Annotated in this window: 4 protein-coding genes; 2 read left to right on the top strand and 2 right to left on the bottom strand. The window is 38.2% G+C overall.

The genetic code is table 11. From position 1 onward, the window contains the following. Positions 1-84: 84 nt before the first annotated feature. The gene (locus tag IWB64_RS13780; RefSeq protein WP_194534543.1) at positions 85-3,417 is read left to right on the top strand and encodes a VCBS repeat-containing protein; all 3,333 of its coding nucleotides are present in this window, start codon (positions 85-87) and stop codon (positions 3,415-3,417) included. A gap of 66 nt (positions 3,418-3,483) precedes the next feature. After that, positions 3,484-5,010: an FG-GAP-like repeat-containing protein gene (locus tag IWB64_RS13775; protein WP_194534542.1), complete on the top strand. Its 1,527-nt coding sequence runs from the start codon at positions 3,484-3,486 to the stop codon at positions 5,008-5,010. 49 nt (positions 5,011-5,059) lie between these two features. Here IWB64_RS13775 and IWB64_RS13770 read toward each other — a convergent pair whose 3' ends face one another. Both IWB64_RS13770 and IWB64_RS13765 read right to left on the bottom strand, forming a co-directional pair. Then, entirely contained in the window at positions 5,060-5,776 is a 717-nt protein-coding gene (locus IWB64_RS13770) for a carboxylesterase family protein (RefSeq protein WP_194534541.1), read from the bottom strand. Between the two features lie 128 nt (positions 5,777-5,904). Next, positions 5,905-14,682: a T9SS type B sorting domain-containing protein gene (locus tag IWB64_RS13765; RefSeq protein ID WP_194534540.1), complete on the bottom strand. Its 8,778-nt coding sequence runs from the start codon at positions 14,680-14,682 to the stop codon at positions 5,905-5,907. Positions 14,683-14,723 lie beyond the last annotated feature (41 nt).

Raw genomic sequence — 14,723 nt, 5'->3', positions numbered from 1 at the left:
TATTTTTCTAAATTTGATACTTAATTAGAGTAACGAGATACATCGTATATTCCTATATTGAATACTACAAGACACTTTAAACCAATGAGAAATTTAATTTTAATTTCATTTATTCTATTTCTATTATTCAGCTCCTGTGAAAAGAAAAAAAGCACACTATTTTCCCAAGTAACATCTAATTACTCTGGAGTCACTTTCAATAATACAATTGTTGAAAATGATAGTTTCAACATTCTTTCTAGTGAATATATTTTTAATGGCGGTGGTGTTGCTATTGGAGACTTCAATAACGACTCAAAACCAGATCTTTTTTTTACGGGTAACCAAGTACCAAATAAACTTTATCTCAATGAAGGAGATTTTAAGTTTAAGGATGTTTCAGAAACTGCCGAAATAGAAGCCAAAGAATCTTGGAAAACGGGTGTAGCAATAGTAGATATTAATAGTGACGGATTATTAGATATTTACGTTTGTGCAGCCATGTATACCAAAGCAGAAGAGAAAACCAACATGCTTTTTGTTAATCAGGGTATCAACAAAAGCGGAGAACCTGTTTTTAAAGAAATGGCCAAAGAATATGGCATAGCTGATACCGGAAACAGTATGAATGCAACTTTCTTTGATTATGATAAAGATGGCCTCTTAGACCTTTATGTACTTAATAATGTTGATATTCATGAACTTCCTTCTAATTATCGCGAAAAAATTATAGATGGTTCTGCGCCAAGTAATGACAGACTATATAGAAATAACGGAGACAACACCTTTACTGATGTAACCTTAGAAGCAGGTATAACTATAGAAGGTTACGGTTTAGGGCTCGCCATCGCTGATTTAAACTATGACGGATGGCCTGATATCTATGTAAGCAACGACTACCTTACAAATGACATTCTGTACACCAACAATGGAGATGGCACCTTTTCTAATAATATAGATAAGGTTATAAAGCACCAGAGTAAGTTCTCCATGGGTTCGGATATTTCGGACTATAATAACGATGGCTTTTTGGATATCATAACCATAGACATGCTTGGTGAAACCAATTATAGACAAAAAACTACCATACGAGATAGTAGATACAATGATTATAACTTGAATGAGAAATTCGGCTATAGCTATCAATACATGAGGAACATGCTCCAAATGGGACAAGGTGTTGACGTTCCGTATAGTGAGGTTGGTCTAATGGCTGGTATTTCAAAAACGGACTGGAGCTGGTCTCCTCTTTTTGTAGATGTTGACAATGATGGTGCTAAAGATTTACTCATCACAAATGGGTTTCCTCGTGATATAACAGACCTAGATTTTGGCGAGTTTAATTTTAACGTGAGACGTTTTTTAAGCCCTAGTCAAATACTGGACTCCATTCCTGTTGTAAAAATCCCAAATTACGCGTATAGGAACGAACAAAACGGATTGTTTAGTGATGTTGGTGATAAATGGGGCCTTAACATACCATCTTTTTCTAACGGAGCTGCTTTTGCAGATTTAGACAGTGATGGAGATATGGATTATGTAGTGAACAATATTAATGAAGAAGCCTTTCTATTTAAAAACAATCTTGATTCTGACAAAGAAAAACAACATAATTACCTAGATATTAAACTACAAGGAAAAAAAACAAATGCATCTGGTATAGGTACAAAAATTGTGCTTCGGTATGAAGATGGCACTTTTCAGTACCAAGAACATTATTTAACTAGAGGTTATATGTCCTCTGTTCAAGACATTATCCATTTTGGTTTAGCCGAAACTAAAGCGGTTACTTCACTAGAGGTAATATGGCCTGATGGAAAATATCAACAATTAAAAAATACAGAGAGCAATCAAATTATTAGTGTCAATTACAATGACGCTAAAACGATAGATGCGAATGACTTGACTTTTCCATTCGTTCAAAAAGAGTTGCCAACTATTTTCAACGAAATTTCTAAGAATATAGGTGTTGATTATATACATCAAGAACAAGACAAGGTAGATTATAATCTACAACGTATTCTACCTCATAAACTTACACAAAATGGTCCTTGCTTAGCTGCAGGAGATATCAATGGAGATGGTACTGAAGACTTTATAATTGGAAGCTCATCAGGCTACTCACCTGAAATTTTTCTTCAACACCAAGATGGCACTTTTACCAGCTCGCAATTATTCTCAGATGAGAATAGCAAATTGTATGAAGAAGAAGGTATAGCACTATTTGATTTGGAAAACGATGGAGACCTAGACCTATACTTAGTTTCCGGAAGTAATGAATTTGATAAAGAAAGCTCTTTCTATACCGATAGATTACTAGTAAATGATGGTAAAGGTAATTTCTCCTTGACAACAGATAAAATGCCTGAAATTAAATCTAGTGGGTCGGTTGCAAAAGCCCATGATTTTGATGGTGATGGATTTACTGATCTTTTTGTTGGGGGAAGAACACCATTTGCCGAGTATCCGCTTCCTGACAATAGCTATCTTCTCAAAAACGATGCAGGTACCCTCAAAGATGTTACTAGTTCCCATTGTCCGGAGCTTAGCAAGGCTGGTATGGTCACGGATGCTACTTGGACAGACATTGACAAAGATGGATTAAGTGACTTAATAATAGTAGGTGAATTCATGCCGGTCACCATTTATAAGAATAAAAAATCAGAATTTATAAAGCTACAAGAAACGGGGCTTGACAGTTTAAATGGATGGTGGGAAAGTATTATTACCAATGATTTTGACAATGATGGAGATGTAGATTTAATTGTGGGTAACCTTGGTGCAAACAATAGCTACCAGCCCACTCAAGAAAGGCCTGTGACTGTTCTTTCAAAAGATTTTGATAACAACGGAAAGGTAGACCCTGTTATGTTTGCCTATCTTAAAGACGACTTTGATAATCAAACCTACAAATCCTTCCCTGTAAATTTTTGGGGTGATTTATCAGGACAAAGTCCTATGTTTCGAGGGAAATTTAATTTTTACAGAGAGTATGCTAAGGCTACGCAATCGGATTTATTTAAACCTAAAGAATTAGAAGGTGCACTAGAATTAACTGCTAATCACGATAAGACTAGTTACTTTGAGAATACAGGTGACGGAAAATTTAAATATCACCAGCTTCCCTTGCAAGCTCAAGTTGCTCCTATAAATCGCATAGTTACCACTGATTATGATGGAGACAACAATACTGACTTACTCATGATAGGAAATAATTATGGTAATGAAGTATTTATAGGACGATACGATGCTTTTAATGGTGGTCTTTTAAAGGGAAATGGTAAAGGCAGTTTTGACTTTATAAATACTATCAACAGTGGCTTTAAGGTTACGGGAGACGCGAAAGATATGATTACTGTCAAAAGTGCTAATGGAGGTAATCCTTTTATCATAGTTACTCAAAACCGAGGTAAGGTGAACGTTTTTCAACAAAATTAATTTACCTCTACTCTTATAAAATAAGTGCAAAAATTTATTTGTATAGAGTAAACAACAGTTTTTAATATGATGGAAAAAAGTTGCTTCTTTATTCGGGTAATCATTTTTGTAAGCATTGGATTAGCTGTTTCTTGTTCCCCTTCTCCAGAAAAAAAAGCGGCAGTCTTATATAATACTCAATGTGCAGCCTGCCATTTGCTACCTGCCATTGAAGACCTTCCTAAACACATTTGGCAAAATGGAGTTCTACCCGACATGGCCGCAAGAATGGGAATTAAGGATTCTACAGTAAATATTTTTAAGAATGTTTCATTTAGAGAGCAGCATGCTATTTTAAAGAGCGGTATTTACCCAAACAGACCCTCTTTAACTTTGGAGGATTGGAATCTTTTAAAAAACTATATCATTTCTTTGGCTCCAGACTCTTTACCCTCCAGTATTAATTTGAATGATTACAGTGAATTAGTTCAGTTTACTTCTAAACCTATTAAATTGGACAGCATCCCAGGAACATTCATCACTTTTTTACAATTTGACAACCTTAACCATTCTATTATTACGGGTGATTTAAATGGAGACTTAGTAAATTATAATTTCAATAAAAGTGAATCTCATACTTTAATAAATGCTGGTAGTGCCATTACAGCATATTCAAAAAAGAATGAATCTACCTTCATCACCAACGCCGGAAATTTAAATCCATCAGAGATTGCCAATGGCTATATTCAGATGAAGACTGATGATACTCTTGAGCAATTACCAATTATTCTTCATAGACCGATTCATACTGTGGTACAGGATTTAAATAAAGATGGGGAAGATGAGCTAGTGGTCTCAGAGTTCGGTAATTTCACCGGAAGCTTATCTATACTTACAAAAAAGAAAGATGAAGAATATCAAAAAGGAATTCTATTAAATCAACCAGGTGCAATCCGTACAATTGTGAAAGATATGAATGCTGATGGAAAGGACGACTTAATAACTCTTACCGCACAAGGAAGAGAAAGTATTACTATCCTATATCAGCATGATAATTTAGAATTCGATGCCGAGCCTGTTATTAATTTTAGCCCGGTCTATGGAACTAGTTGGTTTGAACTCATAGACTATGATGGAGATGGAGATGATGATATTGTTACCGTACATGGTGATAATGCAGACAAAAGCTATGTTCACAAACCGTATCATGGTCTTCGCATACATATTAATGATGGTGCAAATCATTTTGAAGAGAAATTTTTCTTCCCCTTAAATGGTGCTACCAGAGTAGTTGCAAACGATTTTGACCAAGATGGTGATGTTGATTTTGGAATAGTAGCTACATTTCCTGATTATTTAAAAAGTCCCGAGTCATCATTTGTCTATTTAGAAAACAAAAATGCTGACAGCTTCAAATTTCAACCATTTACGTTTCCTGAGTCTAAACTAGGAAGATGGTTGTTAATGGACAAAGGTGATGTTGATGATGACGGTGATCAAGATATTATCCTAAGTTCATTTACATATAGCTTTACTCCTGTTCCAAAAAATATTTCTTCACTTTGGAAAGAATCTAAAGTTGATTTAATGGTGCTTGAAAACAAACTGAAATAGTCCTTTATTAGCTTTATTCCACTTAAAAAGTACTGCCCAGCATTTTATACTACGGCCGCTCCTGCTCCATAAACCATTCATACAACTCCTCGTTATCATAAGCTTGTATCCACGAATCGTGACCTACACCTGGGTATCTTGTAAAACGGATATCGTAATTCATACTTTTTAATTTTGCCACCATGGTTTCTGATTCTGAAATTGGAATAGACTCATCTTCTTCCCCATGAAAGACCCAAATAGGCATTTTTTTATCTATCCAAGAAGCATACGGCAATGGTGTCATACCACAGACCACAGCCATTGCGGCAAATTTTTCTGGATACTGGACGGCTATTTCCCAAGCTGCTCCTCCGCCTCTACTAAGTCCGGTTAGATAAATTCTGTTTTTATCAACTCGGTTATTCTCTACAATAGTGTCCAGTAACTGCATTACAGAGCGTGTATTCCACCACATTTTTTTCTGTGGATTTTGGGGAGCTAATATCAAGAAAGGGAATTTCTTTCCTCTTTGAATCAATTTTGGTGGGCCATTTCTTTTTACGTACACCAAACTATCGCCAGATTCTCCTCCTCCGTGAAGAAATAATAAAAGGGGGTACTTTTCTTCCGTGTTTTCTTCGTAACCTTCCGGATAATACAAGTAATAGCTATAGTTCTCTTTGATTACCGTTTCTTGCTCTGCATCAACCAATTTATATTTAGATTGGGCAGCACAACTTTGTAATACGAAACAAAGCAAAATGAAATATAATCTTTGAAGCATTTATGTATTCTTCTCCGTAAATAGATATAACGGAATTCAACGGTTAAAATACAATTTAAAAAACAGCGCAAAAAAGAAACGGATGCCTAAATAGGCATCCGTTTTTCATTTTATTATTTATTTAAGATTTAACGGTAAAGGGTAAAATGCCCAACATAACGTATATCTCTATCATCATTTTGATTCACTACATACCAGTAATCGCCAGTTGGTAGCTCCTTGCCTTCATAAAGACCGTCCCATTTATTTACTTGGTCCAGCTCAGCAACTACCCTACCATAACGGTCGTAGATAATTACTTCAATATTCGGGAAGAACTCTCGGTTGCCCGGTGCCCAGAAATCATTTTCATTATCACCATTAGGCGTAAAGAAATTTGGTATCTCTAGCATTCCAGTAAACTCAAACGGAATGACGGCAACTGCCACACAACCATTTTCATCAACTACGCGAATTTCAACTTCACCACTTTCTGTTGTTGTATACAATCCTTCGCTTCCGTAAGACTCTCCGTCAAAGAAGAACTCATAGCCACCAAAACCACCTTCAGCTGTTGCTGTAATCTCGTTTGGTCCAGTTTTTTCAGCTATTAGGGTTAATGGGTCATATGCCTCAATGGAAAACTCAACAAATTCTGTACAACCATTTTCATGATAGATGTATACCGTATGGTCTCCCGCTGGTAAATCACCCCAAGAACGTTCTGTCGTTGCTAAAGCAGTAATGGCATCAGTTGGGTCAATTGGATCTAATGCGAATAACAAGTCAGGAATTAAACTTTCCTCTTGCATCTGAACCGAAGCCGTACTATTAGGGAAAATACCCTCACAACCATACTGCACCAAAGGAGATGCTGTTAAATCAACTCCTATTTCTATAGGAATTAGAACATTGGTATCACATCCATTAGCATCTTGAACGAAAACTAAATAACCTTCTCCACCTATCAAATCATCAAAAGATAAATTATCGTTTCTCAAGAAAACCTCAGTTCCGTCTGAATTAGGACCAACTAAACGGGTCTCATAATATTCATCCATAGTTACAGGATCTACAAATGGCGTACCACCGGTTACTGTTATTTGCGCAGTACCATCTTCAAAACCTATACAGGTCTCTGGCGTCGTATCAAAATCTGTGATTTCTAGTTCTTCAGGTTCACTTACAATAATCTCAAAAGTTTGCGGACAACCTTCTGCATCTTGTGCCAATACCGTATATGATGGATTGCTAGGCGTATTAGCCTGTAAATCCGTAAACGTATACGTTGTTGGGTTATCTGGATCACTAAAGAACTCACTTAAATGAGGTTCAATAGCAAACTGCACCAATCCTCCCGTTGCACTGGTTACCTCCATTGTAATGGTACCATCCGTTTCACCAAAACAGGTAGTGGGTGTACTATTACCTATAATGTCTACTGGAATTGCCGGATCAATAACAAATGGACCCTGAACAACTCCACAATTAGCACGGCTAATAACCGATATCCAGTAACTACCTGCATCTAGGTTTTCGAACGTTCCGAAATCTTGAAATGCACGGTTTTCATAAGTCGGCATTGTCTCAGCAGCAAATGCATCTGTACCCGGGTCTGAGTTATAAACTCTAAACTCGTAAATACCGGTACCTCCATTAGCAATCGCTTCTATTCTACCATCTACTTCATAGGCACACGAAACATCAAAAGTAGGAGAGTTTATATCTATACTCAACGCTTCTGCATCTGTAATAGTAATACCGTTGGTCTTCACTGCCAAACAAGAACTTAAACTACCAACCTTACGAACTTCATAACGATATGAAGAACCAATGGTTCCCGGTATGTTTGCTGCTACTGGCAAACCATTTGCATCTGTTCCACTAATAAGAGTCCAAGGTCCACCTGATCCATTCACGCTATACTCATAAGTTCCGCCTTGTGGATTATTCACACGAATCATCATAGTTGCCGCATTACCACATGCAGGAACAGATGTTTGAATTAATGCCGGGTTAATTGGTGGTGGCGGAATTACCTGAATAGGTGCGGAAACCACACCACAATTTAATGTAGATACTACCTCAACAGCATACCAACCACCAGGAATAACTCCCGTTGTACCAGAAAACTCTGGACTGCTCTGGTAACCAGTCGTAGATACTATATTAGTATTATCATTATCTGCTAAGTGTAATAACCTGTACTGGTATCCAGCACCGGGCACGCCACCAATTGCTCCTGGTGTTGCACTATCTGTTGGATCAACGGCTAATATTATGGCATCATTACCTGTTGGGCATTCAAGTTCTCTAGTAATAATAGCTTCTACCTCAATTTGTGGCACTTCTACAAGCTCTCGCTCAAAAGTATCCGTACAGCCCTCAATATCTCTTACCGTTACTCTATAGTTTCCACTAGATAGCCCGGTAAAAGTATTATTACTTCCATTGGTTGCAAAATCAGCATAAGCGGGATTCGAATGTGGTGCAAAACCACTACCCACAGTAGCTTCATATTCTAACATGTATTCATAAGGGGAAGCATCCCATCCACCTTCCGTGGTGGCTACAATTTCACCTAAGTCATTACTACAACCTACTCTGCCAATTTCATCTAAAGTAGTGATAGCTAACGCAGTGCTGGGCGTACTTAATACCGTTACATTGCTGAACACTTTACATCCATCAACCGTTTTATTGCTTTCGCGAATTACAACACGGTGATTACCTCCTTCTAGTCCTGTAATGATAAAAGGATTTCCATCAGTAGCGATATCTACAATTCCATTTGAGTTACCATTAACAGGTGTACCAAAAGTTCCACCAGTAAAGCCTGGGTCAGTAGAATCGTAAACCCAATATTCATAGATTCCTGTAAAACTGCTTACATCAATACTTAATTCCCCATCAAGTGCTCCAAAGCAACCTACAGCTTCTGATTCTGTAATTACTACCGTTGGCAATACAGGTTCATCTACAACATAAGCAGCAATTGGATACGTACAACCTCCAATATCATTTACTCGTAAATTATATTCGCCAGCTACCATCGGAAGGTCAAATTCTATAAAACTACCGCTTGGTTGCGTCTCATCACCTACTGGTGATACTGAAAAACCTTGATCTTCAATAATAAAGTTGGTGCTGCCCGTAACGGTTACACGAACTCGTTCAGGATTTTCACAATCCATTGGAGACACCTGAGTAATTGTTGCTGTTACATTATTAGGAGGGTCAATGACCACATCTGCACTAATGTACTCACAGCCATTACTATCAATCGCATAGACGTTAAACGTTTGCTGCACCCCAGTATCCACTATTACAAAATCCATAGTGTTACTGCTCGTAGTTTGGTAACTATCTGTAGCATTAATCTTAAATCCGTAGTCCGCTCCATTACCTACACCATTAACGGTCGCAGTTAGTATTGTTGTGCTATATCTATTAGCTCCAACCTCACATAATAAGGTACCGGCAGAAGCATCAACCGTAAAAGCAGGTGGATCAATAATTACCACTTCTTCTCTATCAAAACAATTTCTATCGGTTACCACCTCCAATACATAAGTACCTGGATCTAGACCTGTAAAAGAACCTGAAATTTCTGTTCTAAAACGAGAAGTAACGTCATAGTTTCCTGGCATAGAAGCCAAATCACTTATATACAAGTTGTATTCTTTAATACCATCTACATCAGTACCTGCAACAATTGATGCAGAAATACTTCCGTCACCTAATCCATTACAACTTACATCTGTTTCTCCTGTTTCAAAAATCTCTGGAGATATTGGTGCTGATCGAATTATACTGTTCACCGAAGTAGAACATTGACCTACTCCATCACGGACAATTTGATCTTCAATTATTACATCATAAGTTCCCGGAGGTACACTTGTAAAATCAACAACATCATTAAATATAGCATCATCACCATCATCAAGAATGGTCATACTTACAGGGTTTCCATCAAAATCAGTTCCTGTTAGTGTATAATTAAAGTTACCACTACCACCGTCAGAAGTAATTGTTATAGTACCATCCTCTTCTTCACAATTAGGTTCTATGGTGAAGTCACCAGATGCAGTTAACACCTGATATACTTCGGCAACTCCATCAACTTCACAACCATTTGCGTCTATAATATTATAGGCATAAGATCCAACACTGTTTACTGTAAATGTAGCTGTTGTATTAATAGCTGGATCACCGGAATGTGCAACGGTCTGACTAATACCATTAAGTGTAAAAGTAGGTGTCTCAAAATCTCCTGGTAAACTTAATGTTATATCAAATCCACCTGCAGCAGTTGCTGTTACATCACATTGATTATCAACTACAGGGTCTAATAACGGCAAGTCAGGGTTTAATTGAATTATTGCCGCTGATGTACTTGCCGGACAACCACCTGCATCCCTTACCCAAATATCATAAGTAACACCCGTTAAAGAACCCGCCAATTCTTTGGTTGGCGAACTATCAAATTCTGATGGCGCTGGTGCAACACCAGGAGCTAATGTACCTTGTACTACAAAAGCAAACTCATAAGGCGCAGTTCCGCCATTAGCTCTAACTGTAATTTGTCCTAGAGCATTACAATTCGCATTTTGATTGTCAATAACATCTACACGTGGTAGGTTTAAAATTGCTTCGTCTTCAGCTCCTCCACTACAAAATGTGGTTGTATCCTCAACAGAAATGCCATAATGTCCAGCAGGTACCTGAATAAGATCATTCGTTACTACTGAATTTGACAGGTTAACCTCTTCAACCCCAGTATCAAGATCTGTAATGATTACATTGTATGGTCCAGTACCTGATGTAATCGTATATTCTAGTCCAACATTACCATTGTAGCACGTGGCGTTATCAATGGTCAAGGTTACATTTAAACCTGGTCCATCTGGTAAAGTAATGACTTCTTCATATGTACAATTTGTTACCGTATCCCTTACTTCTACAGTATAAGAAGCCCCCCAAAGTAGACCACTAAAACAATGCTGGTCTGGTAAAGCTGGTGCTCCATTTGGAGTTTCCCAAGCTAAAGCCGGATTTTCCAACAAACGAACTTCATAGCTACCGGAAGTACCTCCTGTAATATCAACACATACTGTAGTCCCACCAGGGCTACAGGTAGGTGGTGGTGTTGGATATATTGGGGTAATGTCTAAACTAGCCGAATCAATAATGAAAGGCTCAATATCATTACATCCTCTGGAATCTAAAACTATTACCTGGTAATTCCCAGGGATAAGGCTTGTGTCATTAATTGTAAGCGGAAAATCTGTATCTGTAACATCATTTTGCGTGTAGAAAGGATTTCCGAAATTATCTTCGATTACAACAGTATAGTTCTCAACTCCTGTTGTTGGAAGGTCAACTATTACGCCTCCTGACAAATCTCCTGTTGTACAAGTAGCATCAATAGGAGTTACCGTTGCGTCTGGTGCACCTATAGGATCTGTTACTACCGAAACTACAGTTACAGCAGTAACACAATTTCTTGCATCCCTAACTACATACTCGTAATCTCCTGCTGCCAATCCGGAATATACAGTTTGATCTGAATAATTATAGGTAATAGCATCACCTGTTGGACTATTTGGATCTAAAGGATTAGACTGTAACTCACCTACTGGAGCAAATACTACCTCAAATGGTGGCACTCCTGAAGATACTGTTGGGATTACCTCAACAAAACCGCTATTTGCATCACCACAACTTGGACCTACTACTCTTTCTGTAGCTGCTATATTAGTAGGTTCTGCGAACGTTAGAGGTTCGGATAAAATGCTACAACTATTATTATCAGATACCTCAACCGTATAATCTCCAAACTCCGTAAAAGTCATAGTATAGTCGAAAGTATTGGATGGGAGTGGAAGTGCCGTATGGGCAGGAACCGCAACTCCATCTCTGAAAATTGTATATGAGGTAGAAGCTAAATTAGAAATATCTCCACCAGAAACCGTAATCTGCATTTCTCCATCACCTCCACAATCTATCTCACGGTTCAAGTCAAGACTAACTTGAATTTGTGGCGGTATTCTTATTGCTGAGGTAGAAGCCGTACATCCGTTAGCATCAACCACTTCAATAGTATAGTTACCAGGAACTAAGCCTGTAAAAGTATGTGAGCCTGCTACACCAGGAACCAATGTTCCGCCATTGATTCTATATTCATGTGTTGTCAAGGCAGCTGTACCCGCAGTCGAAGAAACCGTAATTTCTCCATCATTTGTAGCTGAATAACAGTAATCTATTGCACCTGTTGTAATAGTTGGCGCATCAACACTAGTAAGAACAAAAGTTGTTGAAGCTGAACATCCTTCAGAATCGGTTACTGTTAAGGTATAGGTTCCTTCCTCTGTTAAATTACCGAATGTACGTCCTGTTTTTGGTCCTTGTACCGTAGTTGGAGTAGGCCATTGTAATTCATAGTTATATCCACCAAAACCACCAGTAGCGGTTCCGGTTACCCTACCAATATTATTATTCTGACAACTCATTGCGGTTTCTGCCGCAGTAATACTCAATGGAGTTGCCGCTTCTTCTACATCAAAAGAAGTTGTAGAAGTACAATTGGTTTCATTATCGGTTACCGTAATTTCATAGGTACCAGCACCTAAACCTGTAATAGGAATTTCTAAATCAGTACTCGTTCCTGTAGTAATAACCGCAGCAGTAGGAGCTGTTCTATTTACAGTATAATCATAATCAACACCATAACCATCTACTAAGAAAGCACCGGTACCATCTGTAGCTCCAGGACATACGCGTCTGTCTCCACCTGATTTTACACGTGCTCTAATGGTACTAAAGCCACCCGTTGTAAAACTTGCAGGATACGTACAGCCATTGGCATCAGTAATTTCAAACTGATAAGATGTATCCAAAGCTAAACCTGGAAAAACATTACTAGCCTGTGCAGCAGGAAGTGTTGTTGTAGGAGTAGAAGAAATAATTTCATATTGTGTAACCGCAAAAGTTGCTGGTAACACATCTATAGTAACTCTACTTGTTCCTGTAGAACAGTCAAGATCATCTTGGGCAAAAGTAATGGACGTTGGAGGTATTGGTTCCGAAATATCAATTGGTGTCAATGCTTGGAAACAACCGGCATCATCCTTAATATAAGGAATATAATTTCCTGGTGCCAACCCGGTAAAAGAGGTTCCTGGTTGATACGTGGTATTATTAATACTGTATTCGTAACCCGTTCCAGAACCGCCCGTAGCAACTGCAAAATCAATTATACCACCTGCATTTGCACAGGTGTAATCTTGTGTTAACGAAGCAGAACCGCTAAGACCACCAGCTGAAGTAACCGTAACGTCAGGTAATGCCAATACACAAGTAAAAGCACCTTGAGAATATTGAACTTCAACTCCCGTATACGTTCCATCTACAACAGGTATTGTAGAAGAACTTGTAAATGAGTCACCTACATTAACTCTATATTCTAAGTTAAAACCTTTGGGGTCGGTAACTGTAAATTCAACTTTTCCACCACCATTGGTACAGGTACCAACAATATCTGCTGCAGTAACATCCGGGGGAGTTAATTCAGCAACATATTCAGATTTCTCGGCTGTACAGCCTTGATCATCTGTAATGAAAAAAGTGTAGGTACCAGGGCTGGTAACCGTATAAGAACTAGTGCCCGTGAAATTACCGCCAGAATCTCCGCCATCACTAACCGTATAACTATATGTACCCGAACCTCCTGAAGGGGTTACATCTATATCTATACTAGATATGGTAGAACATCCAAAACTCATACCGTTGGTATCTGTAGCTACTGTAATTGGGCTTAAACCCGTACCTACCGTAATTGGGTCACCACTGGTATCTGAATATTCTATAGGAGCTGCAATACCATTAGGAATGTCTTCTTTACAATCATTGGTTTCTACCTTTACGGCATAAGTACCTTCACTTACCGCTCCAAAAGTATAGGTGTTACTAGAAATGGTAGAGGTAAACTCAATTTCTGCACCACTATCATCTAAAAGAGTATATACATAAGGACCAGGAACTTCAGGGTTAATCGAAACATCAATAGTACCTGTCTCTCCGCTACAAACGGGATTTGTAAAAGTTACATCAATGTCAATATCTACTTGTTCTATCTCTATAGGACCAATTAAATACTCACAAAGCTCTCCTGTAATGTTCAACCTTGCCTGAACTGTATAAGTACCAGCGTCTAAAGTAGAAAAAATAGAGGAAGATTGATAAGGTCTAACAATAGCTCCCCCTTCAAGAAGTTGAAATTGATAGCTATTAGGAAGTCCCGTAATTTCAATTCTACCTGGGTTATTACAAACATAATCTTTTGATGAAATACCATATGATATGGTACTTTTCTTAACCTTAAAGAAGTATTGTTGCCCATCTGCTACTACACGATATTCTGCACCTGTTGAAGCTGAGATTGCACTAGCATCTAATTGAAACGTGTCAGTGGTAGCAACCTCTGTATAACATGATATATTTGTATTGGGACAATCTTGGTTTATATTAGGACTACAACTACCACCTAAAACTTGCCATGAGACATCACTATATGAACCAGAAAGCGAAATAATCTGGTCATCAGAATCACCACAAAGATTAAATCGTGCCACCGTAGAACCATCTGCAGTACAACCTACTTCTTCATCCGCATTCTGAATGATGGTTGCAAACATTGGTGGAGCGGCAGCAACCTTTTTGGCTGTGCTACTCGTTAACGACGTGTTAGAAATTGTTTTTGCATTGTCAGTGGCTTTACTTTTTACAGTGACCACTTCCTTTACGGCAGAGGCTACTTCATCGTAAATTTTGAAAGCCGTCTTGCCTGCAATTGCAGAAGTACAGACTACTGAAAAGGTCATCAACAGTAGAGCGTACAGAATACGCTGTTTTTTTTTTGGGAGCATAGGTTAAGTCATTTTAAAAAGAAAATGAGCGATTTGGGTTG

Source organism: Zobellia nedashkovskayae, assembly GCF_015330125.1.
In the GTDB taxonomy this organism is placed as follows: Bacteria; Bacteroidota; Bacteroidia; order Flavobacteriales; family Flavobacteriaceae; genus Zobellia; species Zobellia nedashkovskayae.
The sequence above is the reverse complement of the archived record's forward strand: the minus strand, read 5'-3'. Positions and strand labels throughout refer to the sequence as shown.